Annotated in this window: 18 protein-coding genes and 1 pseudogene; 12 read left to right on the forward strand and 7 right to left on the reverse strand. The window is 62.0% G+C overall.

Annotated elements, in window-relative coordinates:
• Nucleotides 1-517, forward strand: a 517-nt coding sequence (gene argA, locus UW3_RS29265) for an amino-acid N-acetyltransferase (RefSeq protein WP_010221190.1), incomplete at its 5' end; no start/stop codon positions are given.
• 157 nt (nt 518-674) lie between these two features.
• Here argA and UW3_RS0104990 read toward each other — a convergent pair.
• Nucleotides 675-2051, reverse strand: coding sequence for a glutamine synthetase family protein (locus UW3_RS0104990; protein WP_010221191.1), 1377 nt, complete (start codon nt 2049-2051; stop codon nt 675-677).
• Nucleotides 2052-2656: 605 nt separating this feature from the next.
• Here UW3_RS0104990 and UW3_RS0104995 point away from each other — a divergent pair.
• The 7 genes from UW3_RS0104995 (at nt 2657) to UW3_RS0105025 (ending at nt 10951) form a co-directional block, all read left to right on the forward strand.
• Entirely contained in the window at nt 2657-4015 is a 1359-nt protein-coding gene (locus UW3_RS0104995; protein WP_010221192.1) for a glutamine synthetase family protein, read from the forward strand.
• A gap of 47 nt (nt 4016-4062) precedes the next feature.
• Nucleotides 4063-5421, forward strand: coding sequence for an aspartate aminotransferase family protein (locus UW3_RS0105000; RefSeq protein ID WP_010221193.1), 1359 nt, complete (start codon nt 4063-4065; stop codon nt 5419-5421).
• A gap of 168 nt (nt 5422-5589) precedes the next feature.
• The gene (locus UW3_RS0105005) at nt 5590-6687 is read left to right on the forward strand and encodes a polyamine ABC transporter substrate-binding protein (protein ID WP_010221194.1); all 1098 of its coding nucleotides are present in this window, start codon (nt 5590-5592) and stop codon (nt 6685-6687) included.
• Between the two features lie 163 nt (nt 6688-6850).
• The gene (locus UW3_RS0105010; RefSeq protein WP_010221195.1) at nt 6851-7945 is read left to right on the forward strand and encodes a polyamine ABC transporter substrate-binding protein; all 1095 of its coding nucleotides are present in this window, start codon (nt 6851-6853) and stop codon (nt 7943-7945) included.
• Nucleotides 7946-8004: 59 nt separating this feature from the next.
• Nucleotides 8005-9147 (forward strand): ABC transporter ATP-binding protein, encoded by a 1143-nt coding sequence (locus UW3_RS0105015; protein ID WP_010221196.1) that lies wholly within the window; start codon nt 8005-8007, stop codon nt 9145-9147.
• Complete coding sequence (locus UW3_RS0105020) at nt 9144-10064, forward strand: ABC transporter permease subunit (protein WP_010221197.1); 921 nt, start codon at nt 9144-9146, stop codon at nt 10062-10064. The genes UW3_RS0105015 and UW3_RS0105020 overlap by 4 nt, the downstream gene beginning before the upstream one ends.
• Nucleotides 10061-10951: an ABC transporter permease subunit gene (locus tag UW3_RS0105025; RefSeq protein ID WP_010221198.1), complete on the forward strand. Its 891-nt coding sequence runs from the start codon at nt 10061-10063 to the stop codon at nt 10949-10951. The genes UW3_RS0105020 and UW3_RS0105025 overlap by 4 nt, the downstream gene beginning before the upstream one ends.
• A 97-nt stretch (nt 10952-11048) precedes the next feature.
• On the opposite strand, the pseudogene UW3_RS0105030 reads toward UW3_RS0105025, so the two are convergent.
• Nucleotides 11049-11249: pseudogene (locus tag UW3_RS0105030) on the reverse strand (ATP-binding protein); the annotation flags it as partial.
• A 189-nt stretch (nt 11250-11438) separates the two neighbouring features.
• On the opposite strand from UW3_RS0105030, the gene UW3_RS26535 reads away from it, so the two are divergent.
• From UW3_RS26535 to UW3_RS0105050, 4 genes are all read left to right on the forward strand, one after another.
• A complete protein-coding gene (locus UW3_RS26535) occupies nt 11439-12530 on the forward strand; it encodes an efflux RND transporter periplasmic adaptor subunit (protein ID WP_036995309.1) in 1092 nt (363 codons plus the stop codon).
• A complete protein-coding gene (locus UW3_RS0105040) occupies nt 12527-13597 on the forward strand; it encodes an efflux RND transporter periplasmic adaptor subunit (protein ID WP_010221201.1) in 1071 nt (356 codons plus the stop codon). The genes UW3_RS26535 and UW3_RS0105040 overlap by 4 nt, the downstream gene beginning before the upstream one ends.
• Nucleotides 13594-16641, forward strand: coding sequence for an efflux RND transporter permease subunit (locus UW3_RS0105045; protein ID WP_010221202.1), 3048 nt, complete (start codon nt 13594-13596; stop codon nt 16639-16641). The genes UW3_RS0105040 and UW3_RS0105045 overlap by 4 nt, the downstream gene beginning before the upstream one ends.
• Nucleotides 16642-16807: 166 nt before the next feature.
• Nucleotides 16808-17263 carry an REP-associated tyrosine transposase gene (locus tag UW3_RS0105050; protein ID WP_010221203.1) on the forward strand — a complete coding sequence of 152 codons (456 nt, stop codon included), beginning with the start codon at nt 16808-16810 and terminating at the stop codon, nt 17261-17263.
• An 87-nt stretch (nt 17264-17350) separates the two neighbouring features.
• On the opposite strand, the gene UW3_RS0105055 is transcribed toward UW3_RS0105050, so the two are convergent.
• The 5 genes from UW3_RS0105055 to UW3_RS0105075 are packed head-to-tail and all read right to left on the reverse strand — an operon-like array spanning nt 17351 to nt 22506.
• Entirely contained in the window at nt 17351-17995 is a 645-nt protein-coding gene (locus UW3_RS0105055) for a methionine ABC transporter permease (RefSeq protein ID WP_010221204.1), read from the reverse strand.
• Nucleotides 17985-19112 carry a methionine ABC transporter ATP-binding protein gene (locus UW3_RS0105060; RefSeq protein ID WP_010221205.1) on the reverse strand — a complete coding sequence of 376 codons (1128 nt, stop codon included), beginning with the start codon at nt 19110-19112 and terminating at the stop codon, nt 17985-17987. Before UW3_RS0105060 ends, UW3_RS0105055 begins: the two co-directional genes overlap by 11 nt.
• Before the next feature lies 1 nt (nt 19113).
• Entirely contained in the window at nt 19114-19917 is an 804-nt protein-coding gene (locus UW3_RS0105065; protein ID WP_010221206.1) for a MetQ/NlpA family ABC transporter substrate-binding protein, read from the reverse strand.
• On the reverse strand, nt 19910-21301 hold the full coding sequence (locus UW3_RS0105070) for an LLM class flavin-dependent oxidoreductase (protein ID WP_010221207.1): 1392 nt from the start codon (nt 21299-21301) through the stop codon (nt 19910-19912). The genes UW3_RS0105065 and UW3_RS0105070 overlap by 8 nt, the downstream gene beginning before the upstream one ends.
• Nucleotides 21301-22506, reverse strand: a complete 1206-nt coding sequence (locus tag UW3_RS0105075; RefSeq protein WP_010221208.1) for an SfnB family sulfur acquisition oxidoreductase — start codon at nt 22504-22506, stop codon at nt 21301-21303. The genes UW3_RS0105070 and UW3_RS0105075 overlap by 1 nt, the downstream gene beginning before the upstream one ends.
• Between the last annotated feature and the right edge of the window lies 1 nt (nt 22507).

The following is a 22507-nucleotide window of genomic DNA, read 5'->3' on the forward strand; positions in this document are numbered from 1 at the left end:
CGAAGACGGTGCCTTGCTCACCGAGTTGTTCACCCGTGATGGCGGCGGCACCCTGGTGGCTCAGGAGCAGTTTGAAAAGGTGCGTGAGGCGGCGATCGAGGATGTCGGTGGCTTGCTCGAGCTGATCAGCCCGCTCGAAGAGCAAGGCATCCTCGTGCGTCGCTCGCGCGAGGTGCTGGAGCGCGAGATCGAGCAGTTCAGCGTGGTCGAGCGCGAAGGCATGATCATCGCCTGTGCGGCGCTGTACCCGATTGCCGATTCTGAGGCTGGCGAACTGGCGTGCCTGGCGGTGAACCCTGAGTATCGCCATGGTGGGCGTGGTGATGAGTTGCTGGAACGGATCGAGACGCGGGCGCGGGAGATGGGGCTCAACACCCTGTTCGTGCTGACGACCCGGACGGCACACTGGTTCCGCGAGCGCGGCTTTGTGCCCAGCGGGGTCGAGCGGCTGCCGGCGGCGCGGGCCTCGCTGTACAACTATCAGCGTAACTCGAAGATCTTCGAAAAAGCGCTGTAGCCTTTGGGGCTGCCTTGCGGCCCATCGCTGGCAAGCCAGCTCCCACAGGTCCGGTGTACACAGCACTTGTGGGAGCTGGCTTGCCAGCGATGAGGCCATAAAAAACGCCGTCGACTCAGGGGCCGACGGCGTTTTTCATTCCAGCATCCAACCGCTGTTACACGGTATGCAGATACCAGTTGTACTCAAGGTCGGAGATGGAGTGTTCGAACTCCTCCAGCTCGCTCTCTTTACAGGCCACGAAGATATCGATGTATTTCGGGTCGATGTACTTGGCCAGGATCTCGCTGTCGTCCAGCTCGCGCAGTGCATCACGCAGGTTGTTCGGCAGGCTTTGCTCGTTCTGCTCGTAGGAGTTGCCTTCGGTCGGCTCGCCCGGGTCGACCTTGTTGGTCAGGCCATGGTGAACACCGGCCAGCACGGCGGCCATCAGCAGGTACGGGTTGGCGTCGGCACCGGCTACGCGGTGTTCGATGCGCACGGCGTCCGGCGTGCCGGTTGGCACGCGCAGGGCCACGGTACGGTTGTCCAGGCCCCAGCTTGGCGAATTCGGCACGTAGAACTGGGCACCGAAACGGCGGTACGAGTTGACGTTCGGGCAGAGGAACGCCATCGACGCCGGTAGGGTCTCGAGCACACCGCCGATCGCGTGACGCAGTGCGGCGTTCTGCTCGGGATCCTCGCTGGTGAAGATGTTCTTGCCATCTTTGTCCAGCACCGAGATATGGACATGCAGACCATTACCCGCCTGGCCCGGATAGGGCTTGGCCATGAAGGTGGTATCCATCTCATGGTCGTAGGCGATGTTTTTGATCAGGCGCTTGAGCAGTACCGCGTAGTCGCAGGCCTTCATTGGGTCGGCAACGTGGTGCAGGTTGACTTCGAACTGCGCCGGGGCGCTTTCCTTGACGATGGCGTCGGCAGGAATGCCTTGTTCCTTGGCGCCTTCGAGGATGTCCTGCAGGCAATCGACGTACTCGTCGAGGTCGTCGATCAGGTACACCTGGGTCGAGATCGGGCGTTTGCCGGAAATCGGCGAGCGCGGCGGTTGCGGACGGCCGTTCACGTTCTCCTGGTCGATCAGGTAGAACTCAAGCTCGAACGCGGCGCAGATGGTCAGGCCCAGCTCGTCGAACTTGCTCACGACCTGGCGCAGGACTTCCCGCGGGTCAGCGAAGAACGGTTGGCCTTCGAGCTCGTGCATGGTCATCAGCAGTTGCGCGGTCGGGCGCTTCTGCCAGGGCTCGTTGGACAGGGTATCGGGGATTGGATAGCAGATGCGGTCGGCATCGCCGATGTCCAGGCCAAGGCCGGTGCTTTCGACGGTCGAACCGTTGATATCCAGGGCGAAAAGGGAGGCCGGCAGATTGATGCCTTTCTCGTAAACCTTGTGGAGGCTGGTGCGCTCGATGCGCTTGCCGCGCACCACACCATTCATATCTGCAATCAGAAGGTCAACGTAGAGAACCTCAGGATGTTCCTTAAGGAACGCGTTCGCTTCGTTAAGCTGAACGGCACGCGGGGGTACCGACATGATGCAACACCTTTGTTGTTAAAAATATCAATCAATGGGGGCTTGCAGGTTCAGTCAATCGGAAAGCCTTGCTGAAGTCAAGCCAACCCCATGATGCCCTAAAATGGCCCTCAAGCGGCATTTTTGCTGCAATTGGGGGCGCCGACAAGGGCTGCTTTCGTACGGTAACGGCGATCTTGAGCGGGCCGTGTTCTATTTTTTACGGGGGTGTTGTGTAAAAAAATGAACAAGGCTAAGCTCGGTGGCAACCCATAACACCAATAATACCGGGGGTTACATGTCACGCCTGCCGACAACCGGCATCATCGCCCGCCGTTCACAGAACGGTTTGCACGCGTTCCTCGCGGGTGGCTTGCGCCATGCGCTAGCACCTTGCGCCCCGGCTGAAATAATTGACGGCCCGGGCGTCCTGCCTGCTGCCGACGCTGCTTCGAATTACCTCTGCCATCACTATAGCGGGCTCATCAGCCTTGCGGGAACTGCCCGTCGCGGCCACCCTGCGTCTGACTTTTGCTTTAGCCCCGTAGGGCATCCAGAATGTCTGGGACGGCCCACTCCGGGTATCGTCCTGACGTCTGTCCAGACATTTACCTCCTGAGGTATTTATGAGTAGCAACCTCGACCAGCTCACCGATTGGTTGAAAGAACACAAGATCACCGAAGTCGAGTGTCTGATCAGCGACCTCACCGGTATCACCCGTGGCAAGATCTCGCCGACCAACAAGTTCATTGCCGAAAAAGGCATGCGCCTGCCCGAGAGCGTGCTGCTGCAGACCGTGACCGGCGACTATGTCGATGACGACATCTATTACGAACTGCTCGACCCGGCTGACATCGACATGATCTGCCGCCCCGACGAGAACGCGGTGTTTCTCGTACCTTGGGCCATCGAGCCGACCGCCCAGGTGATCCACGACACCTACGACAAGCAGGGCAACCCGGTCGAGCTGTCGCCACGCAACGTGCTCAAGAAGGTATTGAAGCTCTATGCCGACAAGGGCTGGCAGCCGATCGTGGCGCCAGAGATGGAGTTCTACCTGACCAAACGCTGCGAAGACCCGGACTTCCCCCTGCAGCCGCCAATCGGCCGCTCCGGGCGCCCGGAAACCGGCCGGCAGTCGTTCTCTATTGAAGCCGCCAACGAATTCGACCCGCTGTTCGAGGACGTCTACGACTGGTGCGAGCTGCAGAACCTTGATCTCGACACGCTGATCCACGAAGACGGCACGGCGCAGATGGAGATCAACTTCCGTCACGGCAACGCCCTGTCGCTGGCCGACCAGATCCTGGTGTTCAAGCGCACCATGCGCGAGGCTGCGCTCAAGCACAACGTCGCTGCCACCTTCATGGCCAAGCCGATGACCGGCGAACCGGGCAGCGCCATGCACCTGCACCAGAGCATCATCGACGTGCGTACCGGCAAGAACATCTTCTCGGACGAAGACGGGAGCATGAGCGAGCTGTTCCTCAACCACGTCGGCGGCCTGCAGAAGTTCATTCCGGTGGTGTTGCCGCTGTTCGCACCGAACGTCAACTCGTTCCGCCGCTTCCTGCCCGACACCTCGGCACCCGTGAACGTCGAGTGGGGCGAAGAGAACCGTACCGTGGGCCTGCGCGTACCGGATGCCGGGCCGCAGAATCGCCGGGTCGAAAACCGCCTGCCAGGCGCCGACGCCAACCCGTACCTGGCGATCGCCGCCAGCCTGCTGTGCGGCTTCATCGGCATGGTTGAAGGCATCAAGCCAAGTGCGCCGGTGCAGGGGCGTGGCTATGAGCGGCGCAACCTGCGCCTGCCGCTGACCATCGAGGACGCCCTGGAGCGCATGGAGAACTGCCAGGCGCTGGAACCTTACCTGGGCAAGAAATTCATTGCCGGCTACGTCGCCACCAAGCGCGCCGAGCATGAAAACTTCAAACGCGTAATCAGCTCCTGGGAACGTGAGTTCCTGCTGTTTGCGGTCTGATCAACCCGGAGCCGCAGGACCGCGGCCGTCAACAAACGGAGAAGCACATGAGCGTCAACAACCCGCAAACCCGTGAGTGGCAAACCCTTAGCAGTGAGCATCACCTGGCGCCTTTCAGTGACTATAAACAGCTGAAAGAGAAGGGGCCGCGGATCATCACCAAAGCCGAGGGCGTGCACCTGTGGGACAGCGAGGGCAACAAGATCCTCGATGGCATGGCGGGCCTGTGGTGTGTGGCGGTCGGTTACGGCCGTGAAGAGCTGGTTGAAGTGGCCGCCAAGCAAATGCGCGAGCTGCCGTACTACAACCTGTTCTTCCAGACTGCCCACCCACCGGCACTGGAGCTGGCCAAAGCCGTCTGCGACGTCGCGCCCAAGGGCATGACCCATGTGTTCTTCACCGGTTCCGGTTCTGAAGGCAACGACACCAACTTGCGCATGGTCCGCCACTACTGGGCGCTCAAGGGCAAGCCGCAGAAACAGGTGATCATTGGCCGCATCAACGGTTATCACGGTTCCACCGTGGCCGGTGCCGCCCTGGGTGGCATGAGCGGCATGCATGCGCAGGCCGGGACGCTGCCGGGCATCGTGCATATCCCGCAGCCGTACTGGTTCGGCGAAGGCGGTGACATGACCCCGGACGAATTCGGCGTATGGGCCGCCGAGCAGCTGGAAAAGAAAATCCTCGAAGTCGGCGAAGACAACGTCGCCGCCTTTATCGCCGAGCCGATTCAGGGTGCCGGCGGGGTGATCATTCCGCCAGACACCTACTGGCCGAAGATCAAGGAAATCCTCGCCAAGTACGAGATCCTGTTCATTGCCGACGAAGTGATCTGTGGCTTTGGTCGCACCGGCGAGTGGTTCGGTTCCGATTACTACGACCTCAAGCCCGACCTGATGACCATCGCCAAGGGTCTTACCTCCGGTTACATCCCCATGGGCGGTGTGATCGTGCGTGACGAAGTGGCCAAGGTGCTCAGCGAAGGCGGCGACTTCAATCACGGCTTCACCTACTCCGGCCACCCGGTGGCGGCGGCGGTGGGCCTGGAAAACCTGCGGATCCTGCGCGACGAGAAGATCATCGAGCGGGTTCAGGAAGAAACGGCACCGTATTTGCAAAAGCGTCTGCGTGAGCTCAGCGATCACCCGCTGGTGGGCGAAGTGCGTGGCCTGGGCATGCTCGGTGCCATCGAGCTGGTCAAGGACAAGGCCACCCGTGCGCGTTACGAAGGCCGGGGTGTGGGCATGATCTGCCGACAGTTCTGCTTCGACAACGGGCTGATCATGCGCGCTGTGGGCGACACCATGATCATCGCGCCACCGCTGGTGATCAGTCATGCAGAGATCGACGAGTTGGTGGAAAAGGCGCGCAAATGCCTGGACCTGACGCTCGAAGCGCTGAACTAGCCAAGTGCTAGGCTAGCGTAATGGCATCAATGAGTTTCAAGGCGCCTCTTTCCTTGAAAGAGCGCCTTGTAACTTGCCAGACTAACGACTGTTTCAGTCGCTCGGAGCTTGCGCCGAATAAGCCGGCCGCTGAACAGATGGCTAAATAAAAATTCTGGAGCATTACGCATGAAGAAATTGGGCAAGACGTTGCTGGCTATGTCCCTGATGGGCGCCATGGCCAGTGCTGTTCACGCGGATGACAAAGTACTGCACGTCTATAACTGGTCCGACTACATCGCACCGGACACTGTCGCCAAGTTCGAAAAACAGACCGGTATCAAGGTCGTTTACGATGTCTTCGACAGCAACGAGACCCTCGAGGCCAAGTTGCTGGCAGGCAAGTCCGGCTACGACGTGGTAGTGCCGTCGAACAACTTCCTGGCCAAGCAGATCAAGGCCGGTGTCTATCAGGAGCTGGACAAGTCCAAGCTGCCGAACTGGAAGAACCTCGACGAAGACCTGCTCAAGGCCGTTGGTGATGCCAGCGACCCGGGCAACAAACATGCGTTCCCGTACATGTGGGGCTCCATCGGCATCGGCTACAACCCGGAGAAGGTCAAGGCCGCGCTGGGTATCGACAAGATCGATTCCTGGGACGTGGTGTTCAAGCCGGAGAATATCGCCAAGCTCAAGAGCTGCGGTGTGAGCTTCCTCGACGCTCCGACCGAAATGATCCCGGCGGCGCTGCACTACCTGGGCAAGCCGACCAACAGCACCAGCAAGGAAGACCTCAAAGCCGCCGAAGACCTGTTCCTGAAGATCCGTCCGTCGGTCGGCTACTTCCACTCCTCCAAGTACATCTCGGACCTTGCCAACGGCAACATCTGCGTGGCCGTGGGTTACTCGGGTGACCTGGAGCAATCCAAGGCCCGTGCCCACGAGGCCGGTGACAAGGTCAAGCTGGACTACATCATTCCGAAAGAAGGCGCCGGTACCTTCTACGACATGGTCGCCATCCCCAAAGATGCGGTCAACGTCGACGCTGCCTACAAGTTCATGGACTTCCTGATGCAACCGAAAGTCATGGCCGAGATCACCAACGCCGTGCGCTTCCCGAACGGCAACAAGGCGGCGACTCCCCTGGTGGACAAGGACATCACCAGCGATCCAAGCATCTACCCGCCGGCTGATGTGAAGAAGCAGCTGTACGCCATTGCTGACCCGGGTGCCAAGGCCCAGCGCGAAATCACTCGCAGCTGGACCAAGATCAAATCGGGCAAGTAAACCTGGTTGCCTCCCTGGGCGCGGTGTAAATCCCGCCCAGGGAGCATGAAAGCACAAATTTTTTTTGCGGCATGAGTGCATCGAAGGTAAGTTGCGCGCCGGTTTGGTTATCCGGCAGGTATTCCTGTCGTTTGCCACGGGCACATTTGTGAGGACCTCCCACTTGTCTATTTCTGTATTTCGCAAGGCCATGCTGGCTGGAGCGGGTCTGACGCTGGCGATCAGCGTCCAAGCGGCGCCCACGGTGCACATTTATAACTGGTCGGACTACATTGGTCAGACCACCCTCGCGGACTTCGAAAAAGCCACTGGCATCAAGCCGGTGCAGGATGTCTTCGATTCCAACGAAACCCTGGAAGGCAAGCTGCTGGCCGGTCGTACCGGCTATGACGTGGTCGTGCCGTCCAACCATTTTCTCGGCAAGCAGATCAAGGCGGGCGCGTTCCAGAAGCTCGACAAGGCGCTGCTGCCCAATTACGCGAACCTTGACCCGGCGCTGATGAAGCGCCTGGAAAAAAACGATCCAGGCAACCAGTACGCCGTCCCCTACCTGTGGGGCACCAATGGCATCGGCTACAACGTCGAGAAGGTCAAGGCGGCGCTGGGTACCGACAAGATCGATTCCTGGGCCATGCTGTTCGAGCCACAAAACATCAAAAAACTCTCCACGTGCGGGGTCGCCTTCCTCGACTCGGCCGACGAGATGCTCCCGGCAGTACTCAACTACATGGGGCGTGACCCCAACAGCACCAACCCCAAGGATTATGCCGACGCCGAGAAGAAACTCTTGGCCGTGCGCCCGTACGTGACCTACTTCCATTCATCCAAATACATCTCGGACCTGGCCAACGGCGACATCTGCGTGGCTGCCGGTTTCTCCGGCGATGTGTTCCAGGCCAAGTCCCGCGCCGAAGAAGCCGGCAAGGGCGTCAAGCTGGCCTATGCGATTCCCAAGGAAGGCGGCAACCTCTGGTTCGACATGCTGGCGATCCCCAAGGATTCCAAGAATGTCAAAGAGGCCCACGCCTTCATCAACTATTTGCTGCAGCCTGAGGTTATTGCCCAGGTCAGTGATTACGTCGGTTATGCCAACCCGAACCCCAAGGCTGGCGATCTGATGGACCAGAACGTGCGAACCGACGCAGCGGTTTACCCACCGCAAGAAGTGCTGGACAAGTTGTACGTCAATTCCGAGCTACCTCCTAAGGTGCAACGGTTGATGACCCGTAGCTGGACCAAGGTCAAGTCGGGCAAGTAAAAATCCAGGGTCCGTCACGGCAGGGGCGGGCGCAAAAAATCTTGTTGGGAGTTTCACAAATGGCAGTTGCCTCCGGTGCCTATAAGAAAGCCCTCGAGGGCGACCAGCAACCTAAACAGGTGCTGGTCAAAATCGACCGGGTCACGAAAAAGTTCGACGAAACGGTCGCCGTGGACGATGTGTCCCTGGAAATCAAGAAGGGCGAAATCTTCGCCCTGCTCGGTGGCTCGGGTTCGGGTAAGTCGACCTTGCTGCGCATGCTCGCCGGCTTCGAACGACCAACCGAGGGGCGTATTTTCCTCGATGGCGTAGACATTACCGATATGCCGCCCTACGAGCGGCCGATCAACATGATGTTCCAGTCGTACGCGCTGTTTCCGCACATGACCGTGGCCCAGAACATCGCCTTCGGCCTGCAGCAGGACCGTATGCCCAAGTCCGAGATCGACGCCCGCGTGGCCGAGATGCTCAAGCTGGTGCACATGACCCAGTACGCCAAGCGCAAGCCGCACCAGCTCTCCGGTGGCCAGCGTCAGCGTGTGGCCCTGGCCCGTTCGCTGGCCAAGCGGCCCAAGTTGCTGCTGCTCGATGAGCCGATGGGGGCACTGGACAAGAAGCTGCGTTCGCAGATGCAACTGGAGCTGGTGGAGATCATCGAACGGGTCGGTGTGACCTGCGTGATGGTGACCCACGACCAGGAAGAGGCCATGACCATGGCCCAGCGCATCGCCATCATGCACCTGGGCTGGATCGCCCAGATCGGTAGCCCGATCGACATCTATGAAACCCCGACCAGCCGCCTGGTCTGCGAGTTCATCGGTAACGTCAACCTGTTCGAAGGCGAAGTGGTCGACGACGCCGAAGGCCACGCGGTGATCGCCAGCCCCGAGCTTGAGCGACACATCTACGTTGGCCACGGGGTTACCACCTCGGTGGAAGACAAGCGCATCACCTACGCCCTGCGTCCGGAAAAACTGCTGGTGACCACCGCGCAGCCGACCTGCGAGCACAACTGGTCGCGCGGCAAGGTGCACGACATTGCCTACCTGGGCGGCCATTCGGTGTTCTACGTCGAGCTGCCTGGCGGCAAGATCGTCCAGTCGTTCGTCGCCAACGCCGAGCGCCAGGGCACCCGACCGACCTGGGACGACCAGGTCTACGTCTGGTGGGAGGATGACAGCGGCGTGGTACTGCGGTCATGAATGCGCGCAAGCTCAAGCGAGCCGTCAACCGAATAAAGCCCGAGGGACGCCATCTGGTGATCGGCGTGCCGTTCATCTGGCTGTTCCTGTTCTTCATGCTGCCGTTCTTCATCGTCCTGAAGATCAGTTTCGCTGAAGCCGACGTGGCGATCCCGCCGTATACCGAGATCTACAGCTACGTCGAAGACAAGGTGCAAGTGGTGCTCAACCTGGCCAACTATGGCCTGTTGACCGAAGACGAACTCTACATCTCGGCGTACCTGGGGTCGTTGAAGATGGCCTTCTTCAGCACGCTGTTGTGCCTGCTGATCGGCTATCCGATGGCCTATGCCATCGCCAACGCGCGCAAGGAAGCCCAGACGGTCCTGTTGCTGCTGATCATGATGCCGACCTGGACGGCGATCCTGATCCGCGTCTATGCCTGGATGGGCATCCTCAGCAACAACGGCCTGCTCAACGCCTTCTTGCTGTGGCTGGGGTGGATCGATCAGCCGTTGCAGATCCTCAACACCAACCTCGCGGTGTATATCGGCGTGGTCTATTCGTATCTGCCGTTCATGATCCTGCCGCTCTACGCCAACCTGGTGAAGCATGACCAGAGCCTGCTTGAGGCCGCGTCGGACCTGGGTTCGAGCACCTTCAACAGCTTCTGGAAGATCACCGTGCCGCTGTCGAAGAACGGCATCATCGCCGGCTGTATGCTGGTGTTCATTCCGGTGGTGGGTGAGTTCGTCATTCCTGAGCTGCTCGGCGGCCCGGAAACCTTGATGATCGGTAAAGTGCTCTGGCAAGAGTTCTTCAACAACCGTGACTGGCCGGTGGCCTCTGCCCTGGCGGTAGTGATGCTGGCGATCCTGATCGTACCGATCCTGCTCTTCAACCGTAGTCAGGCCAAAGAGATGGAGGGCAGGGCATGAAGCGTTTCAGTTTCTCCAAATTGATGTTGGTCCTGGGCCTGCTGTTCATCTACCTGCCGATGCTGATCCTGGTGATCTACTCGTTCAACGCCTCCAAGCTGGTGACGGTATGGGGCGGCTGGTCGGTGAAGTGGTACGTCGGCCTGCTCGACAACACCCAGCTGATGGGTTCGGTGATGCGCTCGCTGGAGATCGCCTGCTACACCGCGATCGCCGCCGTGGCGCTGGGCACCCTGGCGGCCTTCGTGCTGACCCGGGTGACCCGCTTCAAGGGCCGTACCCTGTTCGGTGGCCTGGTTACCGCACCGTTGGTAATGCCCGAGGTGATTACCGGTCTGTCGCTGTTGCTGCTGTTCGTGGCCATGGCGCAGATGATCGGCTGGCCGCAGGAGCGTGGCATCGTCACCATCTGGATCGCCCACACCACCTTCTGCGCAGCCTATGTGGCGGTGGTGGTGTCGGCGCGCCTGCGTGAGCTGGACCTGTCGATCGAAGAAGCGGCGATGGACCTCGGTGCGCGGCCGTGGAAGGTATTCTTCCTGATCACCATCCCGATGATTGCACCGTCGCTGGCAGCCGGCGGGATGATGTCCTTTGCCCTGTCGCTGGATGACCTAGTACTGGCCAGCTTCGTCTCGGGCCCGGGTTCGACCACTTTGCCGATGGAAGTCTTCTCTGCCGTGCGTCTGGGCGTGAAGCCGGAAATCAACGCGGTGGCCAGCCTGATCCTGCTCAGCGTGTCGTTGGTGACTTTCATGGTCTGGTACTTCAGCCGCCAGGCCGAAGAGCGTCGCCGTCGGGCGATCCAGCAGGCGATCGAAGAAAGCGCTGCCGACTCGTGGAAACAACCGGACGTGCGTCGCGCGCCGGCGCCGGTTTCAGCGTGATCTGACGGGCCTCATCGCCGGCAAGCCGGCTCCCACAGGTTCTGTGTACAGCAGCCCCTGTGGGAGCTGGCTTGCCAGCGATGGGGCCTTCGGGTTTTTACTCCGGCCAATGCCAGGCCGGCTCATCCAGCATCCCCTGACCGGCAACGCGGGTCTGCCCCAGCACCTTCTCCAGCACGATCGAATTGCAGGTCGCATCCTGTTCCAGCGCCACCACCAGGCGCCGTGCATGTGACACCACCCACACCTGACACTGCTCCGACACGCGGATGATCAAGCGCGCCAGCGCAGGCAGCAAGTGATTGATTGAGCGGTAGTTGGCGACAGCCAGGGTGGTCAGCATGGCAGCGTCCATTCAGGCAAAGAGGGCAGTATCGCCGATTCCGCGTGTTGAACGAATTGTGTACGCCGACAAGCGATCAAGGGATCCCTGATCTACGCTAACACTCGCATTCCTAAATAGATCTGGCACGTGCAAGGAGCCTGCATGACGATGTCGCGTCCTTTATCGATCGTCTGCCTGGGGGGGTGGTTGGTGCTGACGGGGTGCGGTGAGCAAAAACCCGCTGAAGCCGAGCTGCCCAGAGTCGGTGTACAACGTGTTGAACCCAGTGATTTTGCGGCTTCCGTAACCCTGACCGGTGATGTCCAGGCGCGGGTGCAGACTGACCTTTCGTTTCGCGTGGGCGGCAAGATCGTTTCCCGCAGCGTCGATGTCGGTGATCACATCAAGGCCAACCAGGTCCTGGCCCGCCTTGACCCCAAGGACCTGCAGACCAGCGTCGACTCGGCCAAGGCCGAAGTCTTTGCCGAACAGGCACGCGTGACCCAGACTGCCGCCGCCTTTGTCCGCCAGCAGAAGCTGTTGCCCAAAGGCTATACCAGCCAAAGCGAGTACGACTCTGCCGAAGCTGCCTTGCGCAGCAGCCAGAGCGCCCTCAAGGCCGCTCAGGCGCAACTGGCCAACGCCCGTGAACAGCTGAGCTATACCGCGCTGGTGGCTGAGGCGGACGGGGTGATCACCGAGCGCCAGGCCGAAGTCGGCCAGGTGGTCCAGGCCACGGTGCCGATTTTCAGCCTGGCCCGCGATGGCGATCGTGACGCGGTGTTCAATGTCTATGAGTCGTTGCTGGTGGCGCCGCCGAGCGAGCATGCGATTACCGTGCGCCTGGTCGACAACCCGAAGATCCAGACCCTGGGTTATGTGCGCGAAATCACCCCGACGGTGTCGGCGCAAAGCGGTACGGTGCAGGTCAAGGTGGCCTTGAAAAACGTACCTGCGGGCATGGAACTGGGCTCGCCAGTCAGCGCCACTGCCGATGCCCAGGGCAGGCCGAGTATCGAACTGCCCTGGTCGGCGCTGACCAAGGACCTGCATGACCCGGCCGTGTGGGTGATCGGCGAGGGTCACAAAGTCAGCCTGCAGAAGGTCAAGGTCATCCGTTACCTCACCGGCAAGGTGGTGGTCGGCGAGGGCCTTAAAGGCGGCGAGACCGTGGTGGTGGCCGGTGGTCAATTGCTTAACCCGGGAATGCAGGTACAAGTGGCGCCGACGACCGACAGCGGGGTGGCGCAATGAACAGGCTGACGCTGACGTTGTGCAGTGCCCTGCTGCTGGCCGGCTGCGGGAAACCCGCCGAGGCGCCTGAACCTGTGCGACCGGTGTTGTCGCTGGTGGTCGAGCCGCAGAGCCAGGCAAACCTTGGCCGCTTCGCCGGGAGCATTCAGGCCCGCTACGAAAGCACCCTGGGTTTTCGCGTGGGCGGGCGCATTGCCCGACGCTGGGTGGATGTCGGCAGTTCGGTAAAACCGGGCGACGTGCTCGCCAGCCTTGACCCCACCGACCAGCGCAACCAATTGCGCGCCGCCGAAGGCGACCTGGCCAAAGTGCAGGCACAGTGGATCAATGCCCAGGCCAACGCCCGCCGCCAGCAGCAGCTGTTCGACCGCGGCGTGGGCGCCCAGGCCCAGCTGGATATCGCCCAGACCGACCTGAAAACCACCGGTGCGTCCCTGGAACAGGCGCGTGCGGCAGTCGAGCAGGCCCGCGACCAGCTCGGCTACAGCGAGCTGAAAGCCGATCACGCCGCGGTGGTCACCAACTGGCAGGCCGAAGCCGGGCAAACCGTGAGCGCCGGGCAAGCAGTGGTGACCCTGGCCCGCCCGGACATCAAGGAAGCGGTCATCGACCTGCCCACCAGCCTGGCCGAGCAGGTCTCCGGCGAGCTGAAGTTCCTGGCCGCCTCGCAACTGGACTCAAGCATCAGCACCACTGCCACCTTGCGAGAGCTGGAGCCCCAGGCCGATGCCGCCACCCGTACCCGGCGCGCGCGCCTGACCCTGGCCGATACGCCACTGGCATTCCACCTGGGCACGGCAATCAGCGTCACCCTGACTTCGGCGGTGTCGCCGCGCGTCGAACTACCGGCATCGGCATTACTGGAAAGCGAGGCCAAAACCCTGGTATGGATCGTCGATCCACAACAGAAAACTGTTTCTACTCGCGAGGTAAAGCTGCTTGAGCGGACCGCCAACAGCGTAGTACTGGCCTCTGGCGTGCAGGCCGGCGAGCGGGTGGTGACGGCAGGCGTGAACAGTCTCAAACCGGGCCAGAAGGTCATAGTCGACGAGGAAGACCCGCAATGAAAGGAAGCTTCAACCTGTCGGAGTGGGCGCTGAAGCACCAATCCTTTGTCTGGTACCTGATGTTCGTCGGCTTGCTGATGGGCGTGTTTTCCTACATGAACCTGGGGCGTGAGGAAGACCCTTCGTTCACCATCAAGACCATGGTCATCCAGACCCGCTGGCCCGGTGCGACCCAGGATGAAACCCTGTACCAGGTCACCGACCGTATCGAAAAGAAGCTCGAAGAGCTGGACTCCCTCGACTACGTGAAAAGCTATACCCGCCCGGGCGAGTCGACGGTGTACGTCAACCTGCGTGACACCACCAAGGCGGCGGACATCCCGCAGATCTGGTACCAGGTGCGCAAGAAGATCCAGGACATCCGCGGCGAGTTTCCCCAGGGTATCCAGGGGCCGGGTTTCAACGACGAGTTCGGTGACGTGTTCGGCTCGATCTATGCCTTTACCGCCGACGGCCTGACCATGCGCCAGTTGCGTGACTACGTCGAGCAGGTGCGCGCCGAAGTCCGCGAAGTGCCCAACCTGGGCAAGGTCGAGATGATCGGTACTCAGGACGAAGTGCTGTACCTGAATTTCTCCACGCGCAAGCTGGCCTCCTTCGGCATCGACCAGCGCCAGGTCCTGCAGGCGCTGCAGAGCCAGAACGCGGTGACCCCGGCCGGGGTGATTGAAGCCGGGCCAGAGCGCATCTCGGTGCGCACCACCGGCCAGTTCGCCTCCGAGAAAGACCTGGAGACGGTCAACCTGCGCATCAACGATCGTTTCTTCCGCCTGGCCGACATCGCCGATATCCAGCGCGGTTATGTCGACCCGCCGACCTCGATGTTTCGCTACAACGGCCAGACCGCCATCGGCCTGGCCATCGGCATGAAGGCCGGTGGCAATATCCAGGCGTTCGGTGCCGACCTGCACAAGAAGATGGACAGTGTGATCGCCGAGTTGCCGGTGGGCGTGGGCGTGCACACCGTGTCGGACCAGGCGGTGGTGGTCGAGGAAGCGGTTGGCGGCTTTACCAGCGCGCTGTTCGAGGCGGTGGTCATCGTCCTGGTGGTGAGCTTCGTCAGCCTTGGGGTGCGTGCCGGGCTGGTGGTGGCCTGCTCGATTCCGCTGGTGCTGGCCATGGTGTTCATCTTCATGGAGTACAGCGGCATCACCATGCAGCGGATCTCCCTGGGCGCCCTGATCATTGCCCTGGGCTTGCTGGTGGACGATGCGATGATCACCGTCGAGGTGATGGTCACGCGCCTGGAAAAGGGCGAGAGCAAGGAGCAGGCGGCGACTTTCGCCTACACCTCGACGGCCTTCCCGATGCTCACCGGGACCCTGGTGACGGTGGCCGGTTTCGTGCCCATCGGGCTCAACGCCAGCTCGGCGGGGGAGTACACCTACACGCTGTTTGCGGTGATCGCCGCGGCGCTGCTGGTGTCGTGGGTGGTGGCGGTACTGTTTGCCCCGGTGCTCGGCGTGCATATTCTCAGCACCAAGGTCAAACCGCACGACGAAGAGCCGGGGCGCATCGGCAAGGCTTTCGGCAACAGCCTGCTCTGGTGCATGCGTCATCGCTGGCTGACCATCATCGGCACCGTGTTGCTGTTCGTGCTGGCGGTGTTCTGCATGCGTTTCGTGCAGAACCAGTTCTTCCCGTCCTCGGACCGCCCGGAAATCCTCGTCGACCTCAACCTGCCGCAGAACGCCTCGATCGAGGAAACCCGCAAGGCGGTGGACCGCCTCGAAGCGACGCTCAAGGGCGACCCGGACATCGTGCGCTGGAGCACCTACATCGGCCAGGGTGCGATCCGCTTCTACCTGCCCCTGGACCAGCAACTGCAGAACCCGTACTACGCCCAACTGGTGATCGTCAGCAAGGGCCTGGCGTCGCGCGAGGTATTGATGGCGCGTCTGCAGAAGCGCCTGCGCGAAGACTTCGTCGGCATCGGCAGCAACGTTCAGTCCCTGGAAATGGGCCCGCCGGTAGGGCGGCCGATCCAGTACCGGGTCAGCGGCAAGGACATCGACCAGGTGCGCAAACATGCCATTGCCCTGGCCTCGCTGCTCGACAGCAACGAACACATTGGCGAGATGATTTACGACTGGAATGAGCCGGGCAAGGTGCTGCGGGTCGAGATCGCCCAGGACAAGGCGCGCCAGCTCGGGTTGTCGTCCGAAGACGTGGCCAATGTGATGAACAGCATCGTCAGCGGCGCGCCGGTGACTGAGGTCAACGACAACATCTACCTGATCGACGTCATCGCCCGCGCCGAAGACAGCGAGCGTGGCACGCCGCAGACCCTGCAGAACCTGCAGATCGTCACCCCCAACGGCACCTCGATCCCGCTGCTGGCCTTCGCCACCGTGCGCTACGAGCTGGAGCAGCCGCTGGTATGGCGCCGTGACCGCAAGCCGACCATCACCATCAAGGCTTCGGTACGCGGCGACATCCAGCCCACCGACCTGGTGGCCGAGCTCAAGCCGCAGATCGACGACTTCGCCAGCAAGCTGCCAGTGGGTTACGGCGTGGCCACCGGCGGCACCGTGGAAGAAAGCGGCAAGGCCCAGGGGCCGATCGCCAAGGTGGTGCCGCTGATGCTGTTCATGATGGGCACCTTCCTGATGATCCAGTTGCACAGTGTGCAGAAGCTGTTCCTGGTCGCCAGCGTGGCGCCGCTGGGGCTGATCGGCGTGGTCCTGGCGCTGGTGCCGACCGGCACGCCGATGGGCTTTGTGGCGATTCTGGGGATCCTCGCGCTGATCGGCATCATCATCCGCAACTCGGTGATCCTGGTGACTCAGATCGATGAATACGAAGCCCAGGGCTATTCACCCTGGGACGCGGTGCTGGAGGCGACCAACCACAGGCGCCGGCCGATCCTGCTGACGGCGGCAGCGGCGAGCCTGGGCATGATCCCGATCGCCCGCGAAGTGTTCTGGGGGCCGATGGCCTACGCAATGATTGGCGGGATCATCGTCGCCACCTTGCTGACCCTGCTGTTTCTGCCGGCACTGTATGTGGCCTGGTACAAGATCCGCGAGCCGCAGCACCATTGACTACGCCATCGCTGGCAAGCCAGCTCCCACAGGGTCCGGTGCATGCAGAACCTGTGGGAGCTGGCTTGCCAGCGATGCGATGCATCAGAAACATCCGGTCTGATAGACACCCCACTTTGCCTTTCTTGTGCAGCTACCTTGAAGGTTCATCTTCAAGGAGCGCGACATGGAACGTCCATCCACTCATCGACTACGACGGGGGCGCGTGTCTGAGCCCGGCAGGTTGTATCTGTTGACCAGTGTGATCGAAAACCGCACGCCCATCTTCGAAGATATCTGGCTGGCCAGATTGATCATTGCCCAGTTTCGTCAGGCCGAGGAAGAACAGTCGGCCAGATCATTGGCGTGGGTGGTGATGCCTGATCATTTTCACTGGCTGATCGAGTTGCATCAGGTGACGCTGAAAACCCTGATGCGCCGACTCAAATCTCGAACTACGTGTGCGGTGAACAAGGCCTGCAATCGCCATGGGCGGCTATGGCAGCAAGGGTTTCATGACCGGGCGTTACGTCGTGAGGAGGATATTCGCGCGGTTGCCCGTTACATCGTTGCCAATCCATTACGAGCGGGCTTGGTACACCACATTGGTGACTATCCTCATTGGGATGCCGAATGGCTTTGACCCGTGTAATGGCCATCGCTGGCAAGCCAGCTCCCACAGGGTCCGGTGCATGCAGACCCTGTGGGAGCTGGCTTGCCAGCGATGAATTCAGCGTTTGTTCAAGCCCTTCGCCAACCGATCCCCGCCCAGCTGAATCAGCGCCACTAACACTACCAGCATGACGATCACCGTCAGCATGATCTGGCTGTCGAAGCGCTGGTAGCCATAGCGGTAGGCAATGTCGCCCAGGCCCCCGGCACCAATGGCGCCAGCCATGGCCGAGGAGTTGATCATGGTCACCAAAGTGATGGTAAAGCCGCCGACAATACCCGGCAGGGCTTCTGGCAGCAGCACATGCCAGACGATGCGCCAGCGCCGGCAACCCATGGCCTGGGCCGCTTCGATCAGGCCATGGTCGACCTCGCGCAGGCTGACTTCGGCGATGCGGGCAAAGAACGGCGTGGCGGCAATGGTCAGCGGCACTACCGCCGCCCAGACACCATAGGTGGTGCCGACGATCAAACGGGTGAAGGGGATCAGCGCCACCATCAGAATCAGGAACGGAATCGAACGGAACAGGTTGACGAAGGCGCCGAGCACCCGGTTCAGGGTGGGCGCTTCGAAGATCCCGCCCTTGCCGCTGGTGACCAGGATCACCGCCAGCGGTACACCGGCGAGCAGGGCAATCAGCGACGAGACGCCAACCATCAGCAGGGTGTCGAGCACACCCTGGAGCAAGCGATCAAACCACATAACCCAGTACCTCCACCTGTGCAGCCCATTGCCGGGCGCGCTCAATCACGTGCGCGTGGCTGTGCGGCGAGTCGGCCACCGACACCACAAGTTGCCCCAGAGCACGGCCCTGGATCGGTTCGATGCCACCTTGCAACAGGCTGACCCGGCCGCCCAACAAGTTGAACAACGCAGAAAGCTCCGGCGCCTGCCGGTCCTTGCCGCTGACCCGCACACTCAACACCAGTGCAGCCTCCGGGCCAGGCGGTTGTGCCTGCAAGCGTGCTTGCAGGGCCGCCGGCAGGGCAGGTTGCAACGGTGCCAGCAAGGTTTTGCTGACTTCATGCTGCGGGTCGCCAAACACTTGCCAGACCGCGCCCTGCTCAACGATGCGCCCGCGCTCGAGCACTACCACCCGGTGGCAGATATCGCGGATCACTGCCATCTCGTGGGTGATCAGCACGATGGTCAGGCCCAGGCGCCGGTTGATGTCGCGCAACAGGCCGAGGATCGATTCGGTGGTTTCCGGGTCGAGCGCCGAGGTGGCTTCGTCGCACAGCAGAATCTGCGGGTCATGCACCAGTGCCCGGGCAATGCCGACGCGCTGCTTCTGCCCGCCCGACAACTGCGCCGGGTAAACCTGGTGTTTGTCCTGCAGCCCGACCAGCTCCAGCAACTCGGCGACCTTGCGCTGGCGCTGGGCCTTGGGCACACCAGCAACCTTGAGCGGCAACTCGACGTTTTGCCAGACGGTCTTGGCCGACATCAGGTTGAAGTGCTGGAAGATCATGCCGATGCGTCGACGCAGGCGCACCAGGCGGTCTTCGTCGTACTCGCCGATGTCCACCTGGTCGATCAGCACCCGGCCATGGCTCGGGTGCTCCAGGCGGTTGATGGTACGGATCAGCGACGACTTGCCGGCACCGCTACGGCCGATGATGCCGAAGATCTCACCGTGCTGGATATTCAGGTCGATACCGTCCAGCGCCGGGGTTTGCTGGCCGGGGTAGGTCTTGCCCAGGCCGATGAAACGCACATGGGCGTTACCCAGTTCCGGGTGCAAAGCCCGTTGCTGAGCCTGCTGCAGGGGCGCGAACGGCTGTTGCTCCTGCGCCACGCGGGCGCTGACTGCGCTCATCTCAGCTCTCCCAGCCAGCTTGGTAGAGCTTGCCGTGGGCCTGATCGAGGGCGGCACGCACCACCGGCGAGTGCTGGTAGATGTCGATGAACTTGGCCAGGCGCGGGTCGTCCTTGCTCTGCGGGCGGATGACGAACTGGATCACGTATTCCTTATGGTCAAGGCCGTCGAACAGCAGCGCCGAGGTGGCGTCGAAAGTCTTCGCCAGGCGGATGTAGGCCGGGTAGCCCTGGACCAGGTCGGCGTCATCGTAGGCGCGCACCAGTTGTACCGCTTCGACCTGGAGAATCTTCAGTTTTTTCGGGTTGGCGACGATGTCTTCCTCGGTGGCCTTGTAACCGACGCCAGACTTGAGGGTGATCAAACCGGCCTTGGCCAGCAGCTGCAAACCGCGGCCGCTGTTGATCGGGTCGTTGGCGATGGCAACGCTGGCGCCCACGGGCAGCTCAGCGAAGCTTTTGTACTTTCTCGAGTACAGGCCGACATTGTTGATGATCCCGGGGGCGAAGGGCACCAGGTCGAAACCGGCGGCGGCCTTGGCGTTTTCCAGGAACGGGATGTGCTGGAAGTAGTTCACGTCGATGTCACCGGCCGCGAGGCTGACGTTTGGCGCGATCCAGTCGCTGAACTCGATCAGCTCGACGTCCAGGCCCTGTTTCTTCGCTTCGCTGACGGCCGCTTCGAGGGGGATGGAGAAGGCCGCGGTGGTGCCGATTTTCAAGGCATCGGCGGCCTGAGCGGCGCCGAACAGACCCAAGGTCAGGGCCAGGGCTGCGACCGGGCGGGCAATAAAGGTCTTAAGCATGCTGTAGCGCTCCCGTCGGGGTCGTAGGGGTGTGGCGGTAGCTGGCGCCAGGATGGTCTGCCGGCAGGTGAGGCTGGTCGCTGGCGAAGAGTTTCTCGCGCAGGCTGCCCTGTTCGTAGGCGGTCTTGTACGAGCCGCGGCGTTGCAGCTCGGGGATCACCAGGTCGATGAAATCGACATAGCTTTCCGGGGTAACCGTGCGGGCCAGGTTGAAACCGTCCAGGCCGGTTTCGGCGACCCAGCTTTCCAGCGCGTCGGCGACCTGGGTCGGCGAGCCGATCAGGGTGATGTAGCGTCCGCCAAGGGCGTGTTGCTCGAGCAGCTTGCGCCGGGTCCAGTCGTTGTTCTGCAGGTGCTTGGTGGCGGACTGGATGGCGTTGCTTTTCACGTACTGGATCGGCTCGTCCAGTTCGTACTCGGAGAAATCGATGCCGGTGGAACTGGCAAAGTGCGCAACACCGGCCTCGGCGCTGGCATAGCGCAGGTACTCGGCGTGCTTGGCTTTGGCCTGCTCTTCAGTGCGGGCGACGATCACCGTCAGGCCCATGAACACCTTGATCGCCTGCGGGTCACGCCCTGCCGCCACGGCGGCAGCGCGCACCTTGTCGACCTGGGCGCGGGTGGCGGCCTTGTTCTGGCCGCTGATAAACACGCACTCGGCGTGGCTGCCGGCAAAGCTCAAGCCGCGCTCGGAGCTGCCGGCCTGGAACAATACCGGGGTGCGCTGTGGCGATGGCTCGCACAGGTGATAACCCTCGACCCGGTAGAACTCGCCCTGGTGGTTGATTTTGTGCACTTTGTCCGGCTGGGCATAGACCCGCTGCTGGCGGTCGTTGAGCACCGCGCCGTCTTCCCAGCTGCCTTCCCAGAGCTTGTACAGCACCTGCAGGTACTCGTCGGCCTGGTCATAGCGACGGTCGTGCTCGGGCTGCTGGTCCAGGCCCATGGCCTTGGCTGCGCTGTCCAGGTAGCCGGTGACGATGTTCCAGCCCACCCGGCCACGGCTCAGGTGATCGAGGGTGGAAAGGCGCCGGGCGAACAGGTAGGGCGGCTCGTAGGTCAGGTTGGCGGTCAGGCCGAAGCCGAGGTTGCGGGTGACGGCGGCCATGGCCGAAACCAGCAGCAGCGGGTCGTTGACCGGCAACTGAATCGACTCTTTCAGCGCTACATCGACAGACTGCTGGTAGACGTCATAGACGCCGACGATATCGGCGATGAACAAGCCGTCGAACAACCCGCGCTCCAGTAGCCGGGCCAGCTCGGTCCAGTATTCGAGGGTCTTGTACTGGCTCGAGTTGTCCCGTGGATGGGTCCACAGGCCGTGGTTGATATGCCCGACACAGTTCATGTTGAAGGCGTTGAGCAGGATCTTCTTCTTGGCCATCAGATGGTGCCCCGCAACGGTGGATATTCATCGTTGAGGTAGTAATTGCCGATGGCGTGGTACTTCCAGCGCACCGGGTCATGCAGGGTGTGCACCCGGGCGTTGCGCCAGTGCCGGTCCAGGCCATGCTCGGCCAGGGTCGCCTGGCTGCCAGACAGCTCGAACAGGGTGGTGCCGGCGGCCAGGGATATCTCGGTGCTGATCGCCCGTGCTTCGGCCACGGCGATCGAGGCGGCGGCGACGGTTTCGGCATTCGGCTCGGCCTGGGCGCGGTCGAGGTATTCACCGGCGCGTTCGAGCAGGGCTTCGCTGGCGTGCAAGCGAATCGCCAGGTGGCCGAAGGACTTCAGGGTCAGCGGGTCTGCGCTGGCCTGATCGACCCCGGCGTCGACCCAGGGCCGGCTGCGGGTGCGCACGAAGTGCAGGGCATCTTCATAGGCGGCGCGGGCGATGCCGGTGTCGATGGCCGCGTGGAGGATCTGCGCCAACGGGCCGACCGTGGTCGGGCGCTCGAAGGCGCTCTGGAACGGCAGCACGTCGTCAGCGGCAACCGGCACGTTGTCGAACACCACCGAACCGCTGCCGGTGGTGCGCTGGCCGAAGCCGCTCCAGTCGTCGATGACTTTCAGCCCGCTGCTGTCAGCCGGTACGAAGGCCAGGCGCTGGACGCCGTCTTCATCGACCACCGAGGTAGGAATGCGCTGGGCATAGATCGCGCCCGTGGCGTAGAACTTGCGGCCATTGATGCGGTAGGCGTCGCCCTCGCGGGTGAGGGCGGTGGTGCGGTCGTGGGCGGTCTTGGTGCCCAGTTCCGCCAGGGCATTGCCGAAGCGCTTGCCGGCCAGTACTTCGGCGTACAGGCGTTGCTGTTGCGCCGGGCTGCCGTTGACCCGCAGCACTTCCAGCGCATAGAAATGGTTTTGCGGGATCTGCCCCAGCGAAGCGTCGGCCTGGGCAATGCGGGCGATGACCTTGGCCAGGGTGACGTTGGACACGCCGGCGCCACCAAAGGCCTTGGGCACGCTGATGCCCCACAGGCCGGAGTGGGAGAACAGCTCGAGTTCAGGCTGCGGCAGGCGCCGCTCACGGTCGCGCAAGGCGCTGTCGCGACGCAGTTGGACGGCGATTTCCTCGGCGATTTGCAAGGCCTGGGCGTCAGCGTGGATGACCGCGACGTTAGCGTGCGGTTGCGGCAAAAGGCTCATA

It is taken from the genome of Pseudomonas donghuensis, from assembly GCF_000259195.1.
GTDB lineage: Bacteria > Pseudomonadota > Gammaproteobacteria > Pseudomonadales > Pseudomonadaceae > Aquipseudomonas > Aquipseudomonas donghuensis.

What these genes read in the sequence shown, in the direction of transcription:
- UW3_RS0104990 (WP_010221191.1), bottom strand. Translation starts at nt 2,051, where the DNA reads ATGTCGGTACCCCCGCGTGCCGTTCAGCTTAACGAAGCGAACGCGTTC.
- UW3_RS0104995 (WP_010221192.1), top strand. Translation starts at nt 2,657, where the DNA reads ATGAGTAGCAACCTCGACCAGCTCACCGATTGGTTGAAAGAACACAAG.
- UW3_RS0105000 (WP_010221193.1), top strand. Translation starts at nt 4,063, where the DNA reads ATGAGCGTCAACAACCCGCAAACCCGTGAGTGGCAAACCCTTAGCAGT.
- UW3_RS0105005 (WP_010221194.1), top strand. Translation starts at nt 5,590, where the DNA reads ATGAAGAAATTGGGCAAGACGTTGCTGGCTATGTCCCTGATGGGCGCC.
- UW3_RS0105015 (WP_010221196.1), top strand. Translation starts at nt 8,005, where the DNA reads ATGGCAGTTGCCTCCGGTGCCTATAAGAAAGCCCTCGAGGGCGACCAG.
- UW3_RS0105020 (WP_010221197.1), top strand. Translation starts at nt 9,144, where the DNA reads ATGAATGCGCGCAAGCTCAAGCGAGCCGTCAACCGAATAAAGCCCGAG.
- UW3_RS0105025 (WP_010221198.1), top strand. Translation starts at nt 10,061, where the DNA reads ATGAAGCGTTTCAGTTTCTCCAAATTGATGTTGGTCCTGGGCCTGCTG.
- UW3_RS26535 (WP_036995309.1), top strand. Translation starts at nt 11,439, where the DNA reads ATGACGATGTCGCGTCCTTTATCGATCGTCTGCCTGGGGGGGTGGTTG.
- UW3_RS0105040 (WP_010221201.1), top strand. Translation starts at nt 12,527, where the DNA reads ATGAACAGGCTGACGCTGACGTTGTGCAGTGCCCTGCTGCTGGCCGGC.
- UW3_RS0105045 (WP_010221202.1), top strand. Translation starts at nt 13,594, where the DNA reads ATGAAAGGAAGCTTCAACCTGTCGGAGTGGGCGCTGAAGCACCAATCC.
- UW3_RS0105050 (WP_010221203.1), top strand. Translation starts at nt 16,808, where the DNA reads ATGGAACGTCCATCCACTCATCGACTACGACGGGGGCGCGTGTCTGAG.
- UW3_RS0105055 (WP_010221204.1), bottom strand. Translation starts at nt 17,995, where the DNA reads ATGTGGTTTGATCGCTTGCTCCAGGGTGTGCTCGACACCCTGCTGATG.
- UW3_RS0105060 (WP_010221205.1), bottom strand. Translation starts at nt 19,112, where the DNA reads ATGAGCGCAGTCAGCGCCCGCGTGGCGCAGGAGCAACAGCCGTTCGCG.
- UW3_RS0105065 (WP_010221206.1), bottom strand. Translation starts at nt 19,917, where the DNA reads ATGCTTAAGACCTTTATTGCCCGCCCGGTCGCAGCCCTGGCCCTGACC.
- UW3_RS0105070 (WP_010221207.1), bottom strand. Translation starts at nt 21,301, where the DNA reads ATGGCCAAGAAGAAGATCCTGCTCAACGCCTTCAACATGAACTGTGTC.
- UW3_RS0105075 (WP_010221208.1), bottom strand. Translation starts at nt 22,506, where the DNA reads ATGAGCCTTTTGCCGCAACCGCACGCTAACGTCGCGGTCATCCACGCT.